At 52.6% G+C, this 17,204-nt stretch carries 17 protein-coding genes; 13 read left to right on the top strand and 4 right to left on the bottom strand.

Annotation, left to right across the window (positions count from 1 at the left end; all coding sequences use genetic code 11):
* Positions 1-80: 80 nt before the first annotated feature.
* The 5 genes from D3P09_RS10505 to D3P09_RS10485 all read left to right on the top strand — a co-directional run bounded on the left by D3P09_RS10505 (position 81) and on the right by D3P09_RS10485 (position 4,780).
* On the top strand, positions 81-764 hold the full coding sequence (locus tag D3P09_RS10505; protein ID WP_120109601.1) for a DUF2306 domain-containing protein: 684 nt from the start codon (positions 81-83) through the stop codon (positions 762-764).
* Between the two features lie 4 nt (positions 765-768).
* The gene (locus D3P09_RS10500; RefSeq protein ID WP_120109599.1) at positions 769-1,188 is read left to right on the top strand and encodes an NUDIX domain-containing protein; all 420 of its coding nucleotides are present in this window, start codon (positions 769-771) and stop codon (positions 1,186-1,188) included.
* A 208-nt stretch (positions 1,189-1,396) separates the two neighbouring features.
* Positions 1,397-2,542 (top strand): family 16 glycosylhydrolase, encoded by a 1,146-nt coding sequence (locus tag D3P09_RS10495; RefSeq protein WP_120109597.1) that lies wholly within the window; start codon positions 1,397-1,399, stop codon positions 2,540-2,542.
* A gap of 49 nt (positions 2,543-2,591) precedes the next feature.
* Positions 2,592-3,803: a beta-glucanase gene (bglS, locus tag D3P09_RS10490; RefSeq protein ID WP_120109595.1), complete on the top strand. Its 1,212-nt coding sequence runs from the start codon at positions 2,592-2,594 to the stop codon at positions 3,801-3,803.
* 98 nt (positions 3,804-3,901) lie between these two features.
* Positions 3,902-4,780, top strand: a complete 879-nt coding sequence (locus D3P09_RS10485) for an AraC family transcriptional regulator (RefSeq protein ID WP_120109593.1) — start codon at positions 3,902-3,904, stop codon at positions 4,778-4,780.
* Positions 4,781-4,949: 169 nt separating this feature from the next.
* Here D3P09_RS10485 and D3P09_RS10480 read toward each other — a convergent pair whose 3' ends face one another.
* Positions 4,950-5,846 (bottom strand): LysR family transcriptional regulator, encoded by an 897-nt coding sequence (locus D3P09_RS10480; RefSeq protein WP_120109591.1) that lies wholly within the window; start codon positions 5,844-5,846, stop codon positions 4,950-4,952.
* A 122-nt stretch (positions 5,847-5,968) separates the two neighbouring features.
* On the opposite strand from D3P09_RS10480, the gene D3P09_RS10475 reads away from it, so the two are divergent.
* Both D3P09_RS10475 and D3P09_RS10470 read left to right on the top strand, forming a co-directional pair.
* Positions 5,969-7,069 (top strand): branched-chain amino acid aminotransferase, encoded by a 1,101-nt coding sequence (locus tag D3P09_RS10475; RefSeq protein ID WP_120109590.1) that lies wholly within the window; start codon positions 5,969-5,971, stop codon positions 7,067-7,069.
* Between the two features lie 80 nt (positions 7,070-7,149).
* Positions 7,150-8,922: a glycerophosphodiester phosphodiesterase gene (locus D3P09_RS10470; protein ID WP_120109588.1), complete on the top strand. Its 1,773-nt coding sequence runs from the start codon at positions 7,150-7,152 to the stop codon at positions 8,920-8,922.
* Between the two features lie 117 nt (positions 8,923-9,039).
* On the opposite strand, the gene D3P09_RS10465 is transcribed toward D3P09_RS10470, so the two are convergent.
* Positions 9,040-9,882, bottom strand: a complete 843-nt coding sequence (locus D3P09_RS10465) for an aldo/keto reductase (protein WP_120109586.1) — start codon at positions 9,880-9,882, stop codon at positions 9,040-9,042.
* 58 nt (positions 9,883-9,940) lie between these two features.
* Positions 9,941-11,152, bottom strand: coding sequence for an MFS transporter (locus D3P09_RS10460; protein WP_120109584.1), 1,212 nt, complete (start codon positions 11,150-11,152; stop codon positions 9,941-9,943).
* A gap of 142 nt (positions 11,153-11,294) precedes the next feature.
* Here D3P09_RS10460 and D3P09_RS10455 point away from each other — a divergent pair, with 142 nt between their 5' ends.
* The gene (locus tag D3P09_RS10455; protein WP_120109583.1) at positions 11,295-11,690 is read left to right on the top strand and encodes a winged helix-turn-helix transcriptional regulator; all 396 of its coding nucleotides are present in this window, start codon (positions 11,295-11,297) and stop codon (positions 11,688-11,690) included.
* Positions 11,691-11,738: 48 nt separating this feature from the next.
* Positions 11,739-12,185, top strand: coding sequence for a YdeI/OmpD-associated family protein (locus D3P09_RS10450; RefSeq protein ID WP_120109581.1), 447 nt, complete (start codon positions 11,739-11,741; stop codon positions 12,183-12,185).
* Between the two features lie 37 nt (positions 12,186-12,222).
* On the opposite strand, the gene D3P09_RS10445 is transcribed toward D3P09_RS10450, so the two are convergent.
* Positions 12,223-12,840, bottom strand: coding sequence for an NUDIX hydrolase (locus D3P09_RS10445; protein WP_120109579.1), 618 nt, complete (start codon positions 12,838-12,840; stop codon positions 12,223-12,225).
* A gap of 177 nt (positions 12,841-13,017) precedes the next feature.
* Here D3P09_RS10445 and aroC point away from each other — a divergent pair, with 177 nt between their 5' ends.
* The 4 genes from aroC (at position 13,018) to D3P09_RS10425 (ending at position 17,163) form a co-directional block, all read left to right on the top strand.
* Positions 13,018-14,073, top strand: a complete 1,056-nt coding sequence (gene aroC, locus D3P09_RS10440) for a chorismate synthase (protein ID WP_120109578.1) — start codon at positions 13,018-13,020, stop codon at positions 14,071-14,073.
* Between the two features lie 211 nt (positions 14,074-14,284).
* Entirely contained in the window at positions 14,285-14,941 is a 657-nt protein-coding gene (locus D3P09_RS10435) for a response regulator transcription factor (protein WP_120109576.1), read from the top strand.
* A gap of 3 nt (positions 14,942-14,944) precedes the next feature.
* Entirely contained in the window at positions 14,945-16,384 is a 1,440-nt protein-coding gene (locus D3P09_RS10430; protein WP_120109575.1) for a sensor histidine kinase, read from the top strand.
* Complete coding sequence (locus tag D3P09_RS10425) at positions 16,381-17,163, top strand: hypothetical protein (protein WP_120109573.1); 783 nt, start codon at positions 16,381-16,383, stop codon at positions 17,161-17,163. The genes D3P09_RS10430 and D3P09_RS10425 overlap by 4 nt, the downstream gene beginning before the upstream one ends.
* Positions 17,164-17,204 lie beyond the last annotated feature (41 nt).

Genomic DNA, 17,204 nt, shown 5'->3' with positions numbered 1-17,204 from the left:
AACCATGCTATACTCGGCCAATGGCTTAAGGTAGAATGGGTTACATTAGGGAAATGCATCAGGGAGAAAGGCTGAAATGTATGTTTAACTCAAAGCTTCTGTACAAGTTTGTGATTGCAGCGGCAATTGGCGCCGTACTGTATGCTGTCATTGCGAATTATATTTATGATCCGTCGGCAACCCGATTTCTCAGCCAAAAGATGGATTTGAAGCGCACTCTTCAACCTCCGATTTGGCTGAATGTGATGTATGTGCATGTAGCCTTCGCTTGTGTCGCATTAATAGCGGGAGCGCTTAACTTTTCGAACTCGCTGCTGCGGAAGTTCAAGAAGTTTCATCGCATGAACGGCTACGCTTATCTTATCGCTATTCTCATAGTAGATATCACATCAGGCTACATGGCTCCTTATTCCACCGGAGGCAAGGCGACAAGCATTCCGTTCAATCTCTTGAATATTGCCTGGCCGGTTATTACAGTGATCGCGATAACCAAAATCAGAAAGAAGCAGCCCAGCAGCCATCGCCAGTGGATGGTGCGAAGCTACGTCTTTTGCTTCACCAATGCGGTTACCCATCTGTCGCTGAACTTGCTGCAAAAAGGATTTGGACTTTCCTTCACGACCAGCTATACGGTATCCGTCTATGTATCGATCATAGGCTTGTGGATGGCCGCGGAAGTGATCAATCGGACGGTATTCAAGTCCCCGCCTCTGATGAAAGAAAGATTCGCAGACTCTGGCAGTCATAGACTAGGAAAGGACTGAGCAGATGCAAGGCTATAATGTCATCATGGTCTATCATCATAATCAGGACAAGATATTGATGTGCAAGAGGGTGAAGGAGCCCTACAAAGGCTTGTATAATCTGGTAGGCGGCAAAATAGAGCCCGGGGAGACCGGAATCGACAGCGCCTACAGGGAGCTGCGTGAGGAGGCGGGCATATCGCGTGAGGATATTGTGCTGCATCCTGTTATGGAGTTCAGCTATTACTTGCAAGATTGCCGCGTAGAAGTGTACGCCGGAAGGCTTAGGCATGAGGTTGAGCCAGCCGGAGACGAGCAGTATCTGGACTGGATCGACGCCGCCTCTGACTTCTTCGACATGGCGCTGTATGCGGGTGAAGGGAATATCGGGCATATGGTTGCCCAGGTGAATTTGTTCAAAAAAGATGTTTTAGGAGATCAATAATTCCGTTGCGAGAGGCCGGATGTGGACAATGAATGGTCCATGGTTCCGGCCTTTTGCTGTCCTTCCGTATGTACACCTTCTTCAAATATCCGTAAAATAGTGCAGTTTTATGGTAGAAATGGCTGAGATCATAGAGGCGATAGCATGTAGGATTAAGTTGATTGATGATTCTGATTACAAGATGCGAAAAGGAGGAGGATGACGATTTATGAAGCTTAGACGGAGATGGACAGCGTTAATTGTATCCGCTTTCACGGCAGTGGCGCTTCTTATGCCGCTAACCGCAATGGCAGAAGAAGCGGCGCCGCTCGGCACCAGCTTCAAGGATCAGCTTGACAAGAAAGACGCCGAACGTTGGTATTCCTCGAACGGATGGGGCAATGGAGGCACATTCCTGAACGGCTGGCGGGATGATCATGTCGTATTCGAGGACGGGAAGCTGAAGCTGCTGCTGGATGACAAGCCTTGCGCAGACGATCAGGCTCTGTGCTCCGGACAGCCGTATGCATCAGGAGAATATGCGACGACCCAGAAGTACGGCTACGGCAAGTTTGAAGCCAGGCTGAAAGCGGTGAAAGGAGTTGGCGTCGTCACGGGCTTCTTTACGTACGGCACCGATGCGGATGGCAAGACGCATGAGATTGATGTGGAAATTTTGGGCAAAGACACAACCAAGCTGGAGACAAATTATTTTACGAAAAGCGTAGGCATGCACTCCACGGTAATTCCGCTCGGCTTCGATGCCGCGGATGACTTCCACGATTACGCCTTCGAATGGACGCCGGACTATATCAAGTGGTATGTAGACGGCAAGCTCGTTCATACCGAGACTGGCGAGAGAGGCGAATTGCCTTCTGCGCCTGGCCATATTATTGCCAACTTGTGGCCGGCAACGAAGACGAACGGATGGGCGGGCGACTATACGCATCAAGGAGAGACGCTGGTTGCCGAATTCGACTGGATGGCTTATACGAAGGCCGAGCAGCCGCAAGGCGAAGTGCAATCGGTCGAGCTGCAAGTGGAAGACCCGAACAAGCCGCTGATCTACCGCATCGGCCAGACCGAGATGGCGCCGCTGCGTTATCTGATGGAGTCCCTGAACGCGAAGGTGGAGTGGAACGGCGCAAAGCAGGAAATTCACGTCATCGATGAAGCGTCCGGCGCAACGCTTATTTTCAAGGCTGGCTCGAAGACTGCTGCGGTGAATGGCAAGAAGCTTACGCTGGCTGAACCCGTTACGCTTCGGAATGGTATCGCGTATGTGCCGCTTGCGGCGCTGGCAGATGCTGTCGGAGCCAAGGTGGAGCGGGACGCACAGAACCAGTCCATTAAGATTTCCAGAGGCCTCGCCTAACCGGCGATAGAGGGCCATCGATCACATTCCAAGAAAGAGGTGTGTATTCATGAACAACAAGGTGATGCCTATCAGAAAAAGAATGACAGCCCTGCTTGCGGCTGCTGCTATGCTTGCAGTATTGCTCCTGCCGAACTCATCGTCGGCTGCTGACGTTGCATTTTTTGAACCGCTGAACGGGACGAATCCAAGCATGTTCTACACTTCGGACGGCTGGGCCAACGGCGCCGACTTCGGTGTCGGCTGGAAGGCGGCCAACCAGGAATTTTCGAATGGCATTATGGCACTGCGGCTGGATAATGCGGGATGTCCCGCAAGCTGCTCTGGCAAAAACTACGCATCAGGTGAATACGCGACGAATGTGAAGTATGGCTACGGCAGAGTGGAAGCCCGAATGAAAGCGGCGAAAGGCACCGGTCTTGTCACCAGCCTCTTTACGTATTCCGGCGCGGCGCAGGGTACATCCAATGACGAGATTGACATCGAGATATTGGGCAAAGACACAACCAAGCTGGAGACGAACTACTTCACGAATGGCGTCGGCCAGCACAGCACCATTATTAATCTGGGCTTCGACGCTTCGCTGGACTTCCACGATTATGCGTTCGAATGGTCGCCGACTTACATCAAGTGGTATGTGGATGGGGTGTTAGTTCATACCGAGAACGGCTCGAGAGGAGCGCTGCCGACCAGTCCAGGCCACATTATGGTTAACCTGTGGTCGGGAGCGGGCCCTGCTGAGGTATGGACGGGCAAGTTCAATTATCCGGGAGCGCCCGTCCGCGCTTACTACGACTGGATCAAGTTCACGCCGGCAAGCGAGCTGCCAGCTGACAATGGCACTGGCCTGACTGCCCAGTACTATGACAATATGAATTTCACCTCTTTGATGGCTACGAGGGTAGACGCGACAGTGAATTTCAATTGGGGCTACGGAGCGCCGCTTCCTTCTATGGGTGCAGATACCTTCTCCGTACGCTGGACGGGCAAAGTGAAGCCGCAGTATACAGGCACCTATACATTCCATACGAGTACGGATGACGGCGTCCGGCTATGGGTGAACAATCAGCTCATCATCGACAAGTGGGTCGATCAGGCCGAGACCGAATGGTCAGGCTCCATCTATCTGACAGCCGGCCAGAAGTATGATATTAAGCTGGAGTTCTACGATAATACGGAGGATGCCATCGCTAAGCTATCCTGGTCGTCGGCATCTCAGCCGAAGCAAATTATTCCGCAAAACAGGCTCTATCCGAACTGATGAAGCAAGCCATATAAGTCGTGTCATGAAGCTGTCCCGGTCCGATTATCGTACCCGGGACAGCTGTTCCTGTTAGAAGAGAGACGGGGGGCTCCGAGATGCCAGCTATCATGAGAGAAGAAGCAATTCCGAAGGAAAAAGTAATTTTGGACAAAAACTATCCGGTATTCGTCATCGATACAATCGGGGTTAATAATGTGTATCAGAAGCTGCATTGGCATGACGTGCTGGAGATTAACTATATCAAGTCCGGGACGGGCTACTATATAATCAATGGCCAGAAGTACGAGTTTCAGCAGGGAGACATCCTGCTGATTAATTCCAATGATCTGCACTGCGCCTATGAAAGCAAAGATCTGGTCATGACGGTCATCACCTTCGATCCCACCTGGTTCGTCCGCAATTTGAGGTTCGATCCGGAGCTGCTAAGCCCGTTCAGGGATGTGGGCAAATGCTTTACGAATCTGATCGATCGCGAGCACCCGTCTATGGACAAGCTGCGGAGCATCCTTATGGAGCTTCAGCAGGAGCATGAGCAGGAGAATCGCTCTTATGGATCTATTGTTTATTCGCTGCTGCTCCGGTTTCTGGCTGTTGTCAACCGGGAGTGCCGGGTGGACGGCGCTTTGCGGCAGGAGCCAAGCATCAGCGAGCAGCAGCTGGAGAAGATGCGCCAGGTCATTATGACGATGGAGCTGAACTATGCCCACTCTTGGACGCTGGAGGAGCTTGCGTCCCTCGTCTATCTAAGTCCGTCTCGCTTTAGCGAAATATTCAAACGGGCCGTCGGCATGCCGCCGCTGCTGTATCTCATTCATATTCGGCTGGAGCAGGCGGTCGCCATGCTGGAGGGGGGCGGTATGAAGGTGACCGATATCGCGCTGGAATGCGGCTTCCGTTCGCTCACCAACTTCAACAGGCTGTTCAAGAAGCATGTCGGCATGACGCCGAAGGCTTCGCGCAAGCAGCAGGCATAATGCCCGGGATGAACGAAGCAGCGAAACTGATGAAGCTGAATTCGCCAAAAAACGCCTAAGAAGGCGTTTTTTCTTTGATTCTTCGAGATTTTCCGCCGATTCTGTTAAACTGGATGTAGGGTACAAGCAAATGGATTGCAGAATTCCCATATTGGAAACAACTATTCATCTATTCGGCCGACAGCAAGCATTCGATAAAGTGCTGGGCGCGCTTCGACAAGCGATGATCCTTCAGCCATAGAATGCCTACTTCGGATTGAAAGTCGGCATCGCGTATAGCAAGCATCGTCACAGCCTCCAGCGGGAATGAGGAGAGCGTCGATTTCGGGAAGACAGTCGCCCCGATTCCAGCGGCGACGAGCGACATGATGATGGCAACGCTGGAGCATTCGCATATGATCGTCGGCTCGATGCCGTGGCGCCTGAATTCGTTGACAACCTGTTCATGCATGCGTGTCGTGTTGTCCGTCTTAAGCGTTAGCAGCGGATAGGTCGCAAGCTCCTCCATGCCGATGCTCTTGTCAGCGGTGGACGGGGCCCAGGATGACGGCATGAGCGCCACATAGGGATCGGACGGGAGCGGGAGAATCTCTATTTTCCCAGGCAAAATATTGGTTTCGAACGGCAGCCGCGAGATGACCAGCTCGACGGATCGTTTCTCCAGCAGCTGGCTCATAATAAAGTGGTCGCCTTCGGAAATTTTGAACGTAACCCGGGGATGCGTCTCACGCAGCAGTTGAATCGGCTTCGGCAGGATGGAGACGCACGATACGACGGCCCCGATCGATAGGGTGCCCCGTACGCCGGATTCGATCTCCCGCACTTCTTTAATCGTCTCGTCCAGCTGCAGCAGCAGCTGCTCCGCGCGCTCCTTGAGTCTCTCGCCGGCAGCAGTCAGGGTGAGCTGCTTGCGGCTGCGCTCGAACAGCTGGGTGCCAAGCTCTTCCTCCATCAGCATGAGCTGTCTGCTCAGGGGAGGCTGCTCCATATGCAGCAGCTTGGCGGCGCGTGTAATCTGCTTTTCTTGCGCGATTGCAAGGAAATATTTCAGTTGCCGGATGTCCATCGTCATGCTCTCCTTTAACATACTTTAAAGGTATGGATGATGAATAGTTTAGATATTTTATATATACCTCAGAAGATGATAGTATTCAATCACAATGTATTGAACGAAGGAGCTGGATTCTCATGACTCAAAGCCTATCGATAACCGTGGAAACAACTTCGCAGAAGAAAGCAAAGCCGCCGCAAGATCAGCTTGGCTTCGGCATTCATTTCACCGATCATATGTTTATGATGGATTACAGCGTAGAGCAGGAATGGCATAATGCGCGCATTATTCCGTATCAGCCGCTTGTGCTGGACCCTGCAGCGAAAGTGTTCCACTATGGACAAACCATCTTCGAAGGATTGAAAGCGTATAAATCCGCAGACGGCAGCATTCGCTTGTTCCGCCCGCAAGACAACTTCGCCCGCATGAATCGCTCCAACGACCGCATGAGCGTTCCTGAGCTGGACATCGACAAGGCTGTCGAGGCGCTGGAGCGGCTGATCGAAGTCGATGCCGACTGGATTCCGACTGAACCGGGCACATCGCTTTATATTCGCCCTTATGTCATTGCGACGCAGGCAACGCTTGGTGTTGCGCCATCGGAGAACTACCATTTCATTATCATCATGTCGCCAGTAGGCGCATACTATCCGGAGGGCATGAATCCGGTCAAAATCTACGTGGAATCCCAGTTTGTCCGCGCGATGGTCGGCGGAGTAGGCGAAGCGAAGACGGCCGGCAACTATGCCGCAGCCTTAAAGTCGCAGCAGATTGCGAAGGAGCAAGGCTATACGCAGGTACTGTGGCTGGACGGCGCAGAGCACAAGTACATTGAGGAAGTCGGCAGTATGAACGTGTTCTTCAAGATCGGCGGCAAGGTTGTGACTCCGGTGCTGAACGGCAGCATTCTCGCAGGCATTACGCGCAGCTCCGTCATTCAACTGCTGACCCATTGGGGCATCACGGTGGAAGAAAGAAGATTGTCCATCGATGAGATCTATGAAGCGGCCGAGCAAGGCTTGCTGGAGGAAGCGTTCGGCACAGGCACCGCTGCTGTCATCTCCCCGATTGGCGAAGTGAACTGGGGCGGCCAGAAGCTGGTTATCGGCGAAGGCCGCACAGGCGAGCTGACGAACAAGCTGTATGATACGCTCACAGGCATTCAGTATGGAACGATAGAGGATCCGTTCGGCTGGACGCGCGAAGTAGGGGCCGGCAAAGCCGAATCGGTACGTTAAACAAAAAATCGCTTCAAGGAGCGGCGGCTTGGAGGGTATAATGGGTGTGTAACCATCTTCCACAGATAGGATGAATTCACATGCTCAGGTTGCTCGGCAGAAGCATTCGCGATTTCCGCGCCTCATACACCAAGCTGCTGCTCTTTGAATATTTGTACATGCTGCTTACGAGCGTCATTATCATTCCCGTTATTACGTTTATCTTCAACCGGATATTAACCGTAGTCGGCTCCGGCTCGCTGCTGAACGGCGAGGTATATAAGATTGGCTATACTTACGAAGGAGTGCTCGGGCTCATTATGATCGGCCTGGTCGCTTCTTTTGCGCTGTTCATTGAATTGTGCGTCCTCGTTATTCTCGTCCAGCAGCGATACTTTGGCAAGGGAATCACCATCGCGGATGCCCTCCTTACGACGCTGCGCCAGACGCCGCGGCTGCTTGGCTTCGGCATCATTCAGCTGCTTGTTTTCTTGCTGGTGCTGATCCCCTTTATCGACTCGCCGTTATCGGCTTCCTTCTATGCATTGTTTAATTTCCCGATCTTCATGCAAAGCAGAGTGTTCGATGCCTCTTATACGATGACGATTGTATATATCCTGCTGTTGATTGCCATTCTCTATATGGTGCTGCGATGGATATTCGTGCTGCACTATATCATGCTGGAGCGCAAGTCCATTACGGAAGCGATCCGTTGCAGCCAGGTCTTGACGCAGGGGAGAAGGCTTCAGCTGTTCTTCTGGCTGTTCGTCCTGAATGCGGTCGTATTCGGCACCGGCTTCGCGGCGATTTCTTTGCTTTCCTATTTGCCGTCGTGGATGGATATGAATGTGCTTAAGGCGTTTACGAATCATTATTCCTTGACGCTATCTTCGATTCTGACCTATATGTTCGCGCTGCTGCTTATCCCGATCAATATGATCTTCTTGACCCGTCTGTTCTATTATTTCGGACATACAAGGGGCGAGAAGCCAAAGGATCATCTGCATATCTACCGGAGCAGACTTGGCAGGCTGGAGCAGAGATTCGCCGCCTTCTTGAAGGGGAGGAAGCGTACGAGCCTGCTGTACGCGTCCATCGCGGTCATCTACATTGGACTGGCGGTATATGTGGGGATCAGAGCCAATGACAGTCTCGTCTATGCGAAGTGGAACGTGCTCATCTCAGCGCATCGAGGGGATGCGGAGAACGCTCCGGAGAATTCCATTCCATCCATTAATGCCGCAATAGACAAGGGGATTCAGTCGGTAGAAGTAGACGTTCAATTAACCAAAGACGGCATAGCCGTGCTCCATCATGATTACAGCCTGCGCCGTATGGCCGGCGTGCCGGAGCGCGTGTCCGAGCTCACCTATGAGGAGCTTAGCCGCCTTGTTATCGGGCAGGACGAGAATATGGAAACTATCCATATTCCGACGCTGGCTTATGCGCTGGCAGAAGCGCAGGGGCGCATTAAGCTGCTGCTCGACCTGAAGCCATACGGCCCGGGCGACGATCTGGTGAAGGAAGTCGTCAATCTGATCCAGGCTTACGGCATGGAGGAGGAGGTCTATATCCAGTCCTTCGACAGCTACTCGCTGAAGCAGATACGGGAGCTTGCCCCTGATATTAAGATTGGGCAGATCTTATATTTTGCGCTCGGTAACCTGTCAGCGCTTGATGTCGACTTCTACACGATAGAACAGGTGATGCTGACGGATCAGCTTGTGAAGCAGGCGCATGCTTCCGGGCGTGAAGTATGGGTATGGACGGTCAATACGAGGCGCAATATGAAGGAAGTGCTGAAGTTCCAGATTGACGGCATCATTACCGATTATCCGGTGCTGGCGCAATCGATGGTGGAGCTGAATTTATAGGTTGAGCGCCTGACCGAGATATGCAATCAGCTGCATTATCAAGATAGAAAGACGCCGTTCCTCCCAGGGAAGCGGCGTCTTCTGTATGTCAGGGAGCAGGCTTGCGATTGGTGCGGATTAGAAATCGAAGTTGTCCGGGTCCGGACCTACGCGGCGGTCTTCGTTCAGCGCGTCAATCTGTTCCATTTCCCCTGCACTTAGCTCGAAGTCGAAGATGGAAGCATTTTCGATAATCCGGTGCTCCTTGACTGATTTGGGAATGGTGACAATGCCATGCTGCACATCCCAGCGCAGGATGATTTGAGCGACCGATTTGCCGTATTTCGCTCCGATCTCCTTCAATACCTCATTATCCAGCAGCTCGCCTTGCATAAGCGGCGACCAGGCTTCCAGTTGAATGCCGTGCTCTCTTGTGAAGCCCAGCAGCTCCTTTTGCGTTAAGCGCGGATGAAGCTCTACCTGATTGATCATGGGCTTAATCTTGGCATCCGCCATCACATCTTGAAGGTGATGAATCTGGAAGTTGCTGACGCCAATCGCCTTCACTTTGCCGGCTTCGTACAAGTGCTCCAGGGCGCGCCATGCATCCTTGTATTTTCCTTGCACCGGCCAGTGAATGAGGTAGAGGTCGAGATATTCCAGCCCCAGCTTTTGCAGGCTTGTCTCATAAGCGGCCAAAGTCGCTTCATACCCCAAATCCGAATTCCATACTTTCGATGTGACGAAGATGTCTTCTCTGCTCAGCGCATTCTCCGCCAGCGCTTCACGGATGCCTTGGCCTACCGTTTGTTCGTTGCCATAGATGGCAGCGGTATCGATGCTGCGGTAGCCATTCGCAATAGCTGCCTTCACCGCCTGGACAACAGTCGGGCCTTCCTCCACTTTGAATACGCCTAGTCCCAGCCCCGGCATCGCTACGCCATTGTGTAATGTCACGGTGTCTTGCAAATGTTTCATCATGATGATATTCCTCCAGTAAGTTGTATTTGATTTAGCGCAAATGATTCTAAAATACGGATTAAGATGCCCGCTGGGATAATGGCGACGACGCTTGATCTCGCCCCTCCAATATACGGGCCCAGCCTGTCAGCAGGACAGCAGCCGCTACCATAATGGCTCCGATCCAGGTGGTATGGATGAGTCCGATGGAATCGGTGATGACTCCGCCAAGGTACGCGCCGATGGCAATGCCGGCGTTGAAGGCGGCGATATTGACGGCGGAGGCCACATCCTTCGCTTCCGGCGCGAAGCGCTCGGCAAGCATCACGACATAAACTTGTAAGCCGGGCACGTTCATAAAGGCGAACAGACCCATAAAGAATATGGTGATCAGGCCGGCGATCTTGTACGGCGCGGTGAATGCCAGCGCAACAAGGACTACCGCCTGAACGATAAACATGTAGAAGAGCGCTTGAATTGGCTTGCGGTTCGCGGCTTTGCCTCCGATTACGTTGCCGATGGCAATGGCAATTCCGTAAAGCAGCAGAATAACAGCAACAGTCTTTTCGCCAAATCCGGTTATATCATGGAGCAGCGGGGATAAATAGGTAAAGACGACAAACGTTCCTCCATAGCCCAAAGCAGTAATCGCAAAGGCAAGCAGCAGCCTGCCGTTCGTCACAAGCTTCCACTGGTCGCCGAGCCGCACCTTGGCTCCTTTCCGAAGATTGGAGGGCACAAGCAGCATATTCGCCAGCAAAGCGACTACACCTACCGCGACAATGGCGACGAAAGCTGCGCGCCAGCCGAGCTGCTGGCCGATGAAGGTGCCGAGCGGCACGCCTGTAACCGTAGCGACGGTAAGTCCTGAGAACATGATGGAGATCGCGCTGGCACGGCGGTTCTCCGGCACGAGATCTGCGGCAATCGTGGAGCCGATCGACATGAAGACGCCGTGCGACAATGCCGAGATGATGCGAGCAGTAAGCAGAACGGCCACGCTTCCTGCGGTGGCGGCCAGCATATTCCCCGCGATAAATACGATCATAATCCAGAAGAGCAGCCTCTTCCGGGATACCTGTGAAGTCATGGACGTGAGCACCGGCGCTCCGAACGCAACGCCCAGCGCATATAAGGTCACCGTCAACCCGGCGGTAGTGACGGATATATGAAGGTCATCGGCGATGAGCGGAAGCAGTCCCACGCTGATAAACTCGGTCGTTCCAATGGCAAAGGCGCTGATAGCCAAAGCAAGCAGCGCCAGCAGGCTGTTTTTTTTCTCTGTTGTCATGGGTCCACTCCTACTCTGTCGTATTGTGATATCCGGCCGGTAAGTGCTATTATCAATGACACAGATCAAAATGAACAGTACGCACTTTCAAGTGATATAGGTACTGAAAAGTGCCCATAGCGTGAAGCAAGGAGGAAGCATAATGGAGACAGAAGCGGTACAAAAGAAAAAATATAACATCTCGGTTGAAGCGACGCTGGAGGTCATTGGCGGCAAGTGGAAGTGTGTCATCCTGTGCCATCTGACGCATGGCAAGAAGCGGACAAGCGATCTGAAGCGCTTGATGCCGGGCATTACCCAGAAGATGCTGACGCAGCAGCTGAGAGAGCTGGAGGATGACGGTATCGTGAACCGGATCGTCTATAACCAGGTGCCTCCCAAGGTCGAATATGAGCTCAGCGAATACGGCAGCAGTCTTCGCTCTATATTGGATGCCTTGTGCAATTGGGGCGAGCTCCATATTATTCGGGAGTACGGCGACAAGTTTGCCGTGCTGGAGGATAATATACTGAACAATAAGGATAAGCAGAAGGTATAGCGCAGATAACGGAGCAGCCAGCGGCTTGCCATAGAAGGAGAATGTCCCATGAAATTCAAGACGGAGATTATATTGGGAGGCAAGACGGCAACGGGCTTCGAGGTGCCCGGTGAAGTCGTCGAGTCTCTGGGAAAAGGGAAGAAACCGCCTGTAGTCGTGACCATCGGCGGTTATACGTATCGCAGTACGGTTGCGGTTATGGGCGGCAAATTCATGGTGCCGCTGAATGCGGAGAATCGCCAAGGCGCCGGAGTTGCAGCTGGCGATGTCGTGGAGGTGGAGCTGGCGTTGGATATGGAGCCACGAGAGATCACAGTGCCCGATGATCTGGCAGCGGTGCTGGCTCAGGAGGAGGCAGCGGCAGCTTTCTTCGCCGGCTTGAGCTACAGCAACCAGAATCGGATTGTGTATCAAATTGAACAAGCCAAGACGGTGGAGACGCGCGAGCGCCGCATTCGCAAAGCGGTGGAAGGGCTGAAAGAAGGCAAAGTTTAGCGTGCGCGGCATCTCATCACGCTGGGCAAAGGGAATCTCAATCCAGCATCGTCTCTTTATTGGGATTATATAAGAACTGGAACATGGTCTTAACCTGGGCTTCCGTATTCCGCTCCAGTGACAGCTGAGGCAATTCGTCGATGCCGTAGAAGGCAACCTCGCTTGTCTCGATGCCGCTAAGCGCCTCGCCACCGACAATCCGGCATTGGATGAACATCTTATAGACATGGTAAGGCTCAGGCGGATGGTCATGAAATTTCTTATCGAGAACGGCCAGCAGCCGGATCGGCGCAACGAGGTAGCCGGATTCTTCCTCGACTTCCTTGACGGCCACTTCGGAAGCGGATAGCCCCACATCGGCCCAGCCGCCAGGCAGCGACCATGCGCCGTCGATTTTTTCGCGGACGAGCAGAATCCGCTCATCCTGGAAAACAACCGCGCGGACATCCACCTTCGGCGTCGCATAGCCCGTATCGCTGGCGAAGGTCAGCTTGATCTTGTCGATCCCCGCATCGGTATAGCCGGATAAGATGTCGATGCTGAGCTGGCGCAATTGTTCATACCGTTCGATATCGTATACATCCTTCGAATAAGTCAGGCCAGTCTGCGCAATAGCCTGAATCCCCTTGGCCCACTCCAGCCACTTGATCTCCATAATCCCTTCCTCCTCAAAAAGCTCGAATATCCCTTAAACGCATGTCTGGCTGGAATGGTTGCCATTTCATGATGCTATAGATTCGATCTATAGCTGCTATAGGAAATTGTGATTTCATTAATCTCAAATCATTGACTACAATAAGAGCAGGATAAAAATTTAACGAGGTGAATCACGATGGCGGGAAGCACATTCGGAGAACGATTCAAAATTACGACGTTTGGCGAATCCCATGGCGTTGCAGTCGGTGTTATTGTCGACGGCGTAACGCCTGGAATGGAGATAGATGAGGCCTACATTCAGGTGCAGATGGACCGCAGGAAGCCGGGCCAATCCTCTGTCACCACGCCGCGGAAGGAATACGACACGATCCGTATTCTGTCCGGCGTATTCGAGGGCAAGACGACAGGAGCTCCGCTCAGCATTCAATTGCAGAACACGGATATGAGGCCCGAAGCTTACAGCGATATTAAGCTGCTGTATCGTCCGGGACATGCCGACTTCACATATGATCAGAAGTACGGACACCGCGATTACCGCGGAAGCGGCAGAGCGTCGGGCCGCGAGACGGCAGGTAGGGTTGCAGGCGGAGCGGTTGCCCGCAAGTCACTGGAAGGCAGAGGGGTATCCATCGTTGCTTATACGACTCAAGTTGGCGATATCAAGTGCGAGACCTTCGACGAGAGCATTATCGAGAAGAATCCTGTCCGGGCATGCGATCCCGATGCGGCTGTGAGGATGGTCGAGAAGATCGAAGCGCTGGCTGCAATCGGCGATAGCTGCGGCGGTATCGTGGAATGCCGGATCAGAGGCGTAGCCCCGGGCATCGGCGAACCGACCTTCGATAAGCTGGATGCCGAGCTGGCGAAGGCGATGCTGTCCATCGGTGCGGTGAAAGGCATTGAGTTCGGCGAAGGCTTCGCAGCAGCGTCTATGCAGGGCAGCGAGCATAACGACGCGATGGATAAGAACGGATTCCTGACCAACCACGCAGGGGGCATCGTCGGCGGCATCAGCACTGGCGAAGAGATAATCTTCCGGGTAGCGGTCAAGCCGACTTCATCGATTTCGTCTCCTCAACGGACGATCAACAAAGAGGGCGAAGAGCGTGAGATCCGCACGGAAGGCAGACATGATCCTTGCATCTGTCCGCGTATCGTACCTGTTGTTGAGGCGATGGCATGTCTCGTATTGGAAGACCACTACAAGAGACAAGCGGCATTGCACGGGTAAGCGACAGCCTATCCGCATCAAGTCCGGCAGCGCTTCTTAGGAAGCGGCTGCCGGGCTTTTTTGCTATGCTGCATTTTCTGGCGGGCTTTCCTTGGCTCCTCCAACTATGCTATGTTGAGAGAAGAGTGGAAGAAATTGATGCTCCAGCCGGCGGCGCTGCTCTTATACAATAGAGATAGTCGGCCCTACAAGAGGAGCGGGGAGGACGAAGATGAAGAAACGCATACTGATCGTCGAGGACGAAATTCATATATCCAATATTATCAAAATGAATCTGACCCTTGTCGGCTATGAGACGGAACAAGTCTATGACGGAATGGACGCGCTGGAGCGGATCAAAGGAGACCGGTTCGATCTCATTCTGCTGGATGTCATGATCCCGCGCATGGACGGCTTCGAGCTGATGGAGAAGATTCGGCCGATGAACATTCCGGTTATTTTTCTGACGGCCAAAAACGCCGTCTTCGACAAAGTGAACGGCCTGAAGCTGGGAGCGGATGACTATATGGTCAAGCCGTTCGAGGCGATTGAGCTGCTGGCCCGCATGGAGACCGTGCTCCGCCGGTATGGCAAGGAGGAATCGGTTCTATCGTTCCAGAATATCGAAGTCTACGTGGACAAGCGGGAAGTAACGGTCAGCCAGGAGGTTGTCGAGCTGACGCCCAAGGAATACGAATTGCTCCTTGTGTTGCTCAAAAATAAAAATATCGCCCTCTCCCGCGAGCAGTTCATCGAGAAGGTATGGGGCGGCGATTTCTACGGGGAGACCCGCACGGTGGACATGCATATCAAGTCGCTCAGGAAGAAGCTGAATCTGCAGGATCAGATCAAAACGATCTATAAGATCGGATACAGGCTGGAGGATTAACGGATGAAATTTTGGCAAAAAATATGCCTGTTCTCCATTCTGACCTTCATTATTATTTTTAACGCGGCCTCCATCATGGTTATCGAGCGCAATCACAGCAAGATGCTGCAGCAGGAGATCAACAATACGCTAAGCGCGAATATGAGCATCAATTCCAGCGTAAATGCCGTTGTGCCGATCTTGCGCATTTATGATTCCATCGATTATGAGAAGACCGTGCTCACGAATATTGCCAGCGAGTTCGTCAGGCGCAACAGCGACCAGGGCAGCTATCTGGATATTGCCGACGACAAGGACAAGACCGTGTTCAGCAATCTGGACTTCACCATGCCGCGGGAACGCGAGGAACGCGAGGAGCTGGAGCCTGGCGAGATCAAATATATACTGCGGGATATCGGAGAGCGCACGCTGCTCTTTACGACGAATGTGACGGACATTAACAAGAAGAACTATATCTTTACGTATATCAAGGATGTAACCCCGCTGTATACGGAGCGGATGGAGCAATATACGTTTTTTGCGCAAATGGATATTGTGGCGTGCCTGATCTATATTATCGTCATGTTCTTGATCAGCAAGGGCTTGACCAAGCCGATCGAGAGGATGGTGAAGACAGCGAAGGAGATCGCGCAAGGCGACTTCTCGGAGCGGGTGCAGTTGAAGTCCAGGGACGAGATTGGAGTGCTGGCGGCTAACTTTAATGAGATGGCTTCAGTTGTGGAAGACAAGATCAACGAGCTGGAGCGCAATAACGGCGAGAAGCAGAGGTTCATCAACAATATTACGCATGAGTTGAAGACGCCGCTGACTTCCATAATCGGTTATGCCAATTATATGAGATCGACCAAATACGATGAGGCTACCTTTCTGGAAGGCTTGAATGCCATCTACAGCGAGGGCAAGCGGCTTGAAGCGCTCGCAACCAAGCTGATGGACTTGATTCTGCTGAAGGACCATCAGTTCCAGATGAAGCCGGACAATATGATGGATATCGTGATGGAGCTGGAGCCGTCGCTCAAGCACATCGTAGCGCCAAAGGGGATCCGGCTTGTGCTGGAATGCGAGGACAGCCGGCTCCCTCTTGAGAAGGATCTGATCAAGATTGTCATCTTCAATCTCGTGGACAATGCCGTTAAGGCCTCCAAGGAGGGAGGCATGGTCGTGATCCGTACGCTGGAGCGCGGGGGCAGCTGTGTGCTGGAGATTGCGGATGAAGGCAGCGGCATCTCTGCGGAGCATCTCGATAAGATTTTCGAGCCGTTCTACATGGCGGACAAGGCCCGGACGCGCAACAATAACGGAGCCGGGTTGGGGCTGTCCATATGCCGCAGCATTGCGGATATCCATCATGCGGAGATCGAAGTGGACAGCGAGCTGCAGGCCGGGACGACCATTCGCGTCGTATTTCCGCAGACTCAAGAAGAGGGCGGGGTGAATCCGTGAAATCGGTGAAATATATAGCTGCGGCCTTGATTCTTTCATTGGCGGCTGCGATTATGTCCGGCTGCGCAGGCTTCTATTCCGGCGTATCGAAGGATACAGTCATGGTGAAGAAAATTCCCGAGCAGAAGCCGGATGAGGTAGTCGAATATAACGGCGTATTGTCTGAAGAGACGGTCAAGACGCTTAGCATGAATGCGGTGAACAAATATTTTGAGCACAATCTGTCGCTCGAAGATATTGTGTTCGAGATGTTCTTCATGGACCAGCAGGGGATCAAAACGCTGCTGGCGGATGCCACTAGCAACGTTAAGATGGACCGCGGATTTCTGGTGGAATACAAGGAGCCACTGAAGAAGGTGGCAAGCGGCGTCTATATGGCTAATGTCATGAACATTTACGACCCTTCGGATGCATATGGCGTTGTGATTAACGCGAAGGACGGGGAAGTGTTGGGCATATCGAAAGTGACGAATCCCAGTGCGGAGAAGCCGCAGAAGTTATTTACGAATGAAGAGCTTGAGAGCCGCGCCAATGAGTTTGTGGAGAGCATCGGCGAATACAAGCTCAGCGACCTGGAGCTCGACGACGCCCTCTATTACCGTGGAAGCGTCGAGTATTATTATTTGAAGAAAGGCAGCGATGAGGTTGTATTGAGCGTATTGCTTAATGCCAATACAGGTCAAGGCCTGGGCTTCTACAAGGATATGATGACCGTCCTGCAGTTATTGATGAATAAGATGAAGGCGGCATATATGTACGAAGAAAAGGATAAGAAATAGGACGGATTGAAGGAAGAGACGGCGAGGGGTCTCTTTTTTCT

This window comes from Paenibacillus pinisoli (assembly GCF_003605435.1).
Classification (GTDB): Bacteria; Bacillota; Bacilli; order Paenibacillales; family Paenibacillaceae; genus Pristimantibacillus; species Pristimantibacillus pinisoli.
The sequence above is the reverse complement of the archived record's forward strand: the minus strand, read 5'-3'. Positions and strand labels throughout refer to the sequence as shown.

Coding starts and splice junctions, on each gene's coding strand:
- D3P09_RS10505 (WP_120109601.1), top strand. CDS start 81: ATGTTTAACTCAAAGCTTCTGTACAAGTTTGTGATTGCAGCGGCAATT.
- D3P09_RS10500 (WP_120109599.1), top strand. CDS start 769: ATGCAAGGCTATAATGTCATCATGGTCTATCATCATAATCAGGACAAG.
- D3P09_RS10495 (WP_120109597.1), top strand. CDS start 1,397: ATGAAGCTTAGACGGAGATGGACAGCGTTAATTGTATCCGCTTTCACG.
- bglS (WP_120109595.1), top strand. CDS start 2,592: ATGAACAACAAGGTGATGCCTATCAGAAAAAGAATGACAGCCCTGCTT.
- D3P09_RS10485 (WP_120109593.1), top strand. CDS start 3,902: ATGCCAGCTATCATGAGAGAAGAAGCAATTCCGAAGGAAAAAGTAATT.
- D3P09_RS10480 (WP_120109591.1), bottom strand. CDS start 5,846: ATGGACATCCGGCAACTGAAATATTTCCTTGCAATCGCGCAAGAAAAG.
- D3P09_RS10475 (WP_120109590.1), top strand. CDS start 5,969: ATGACTCAAAGCCTATCGATAACCGTGGAAACAACTTCGCAGAAGAAA.
- D3P09_RS10470 (WP_120109588.1), top strand. CDS start 7,150: ATGCTCAGGTTGCTCGGCAGAAGCATTCGCGATTTCCGCGCCTCATAC.
- D3P09_RS10465 (WP_120109586.1), bottom strand. CDS start 9,882: ATGATGAAACATTTGCAAGACACCGTGACATTACACAATGGCGTAGCG.
- D3P09_RS10460 (WP_120109584.1), bottom strand. CDS start 11,152: ATGACAACAGAGAAAAAAAACAGCCTGCTGGCGCTGCTTGCTTTGGCT.
- D3P09_RS10455 (WP_120109583.1), top strand. CDS start 11,295: ATGGAGACAGAAGCGGTACAAAAGAAAAAATATAACATCTCGGTTGAA.
- D3P09_RS10450 (WP_120109581.1), top strand. CDS start 11,739: ATGAAATTCAAGACGGAGATTATATTGGGAGGCAAGACGGCAACGGGC.
- D3P09_RS10445 (WP_120109579.1), bottom strand. CDS start 12,840: ATGGAGATCAAGTGGCTGGAGTGGGCCAAGGGGATTCAGGCTATTGCG.
- aroC (WP_120109578.1), top strand. CDS start 13,018: ATGGCGGGAAGCACATTCGGAGAACGATTCAAAATTACGACGTTTGGC.
- D3P09_RS10435 (WP_120109576.1), top strand. CDS start 14,285: ATGAAGAAACGCATACTGATCGTCGAGGACGAAATTCATATATCCAAT.
- D3P09_RS10430 (WP_120109575.1), top strand. CDS start 14,945: ATGAAATTTTGGCAAAAAATATGCCTGTTCTCCATTCTGACCTTCATT.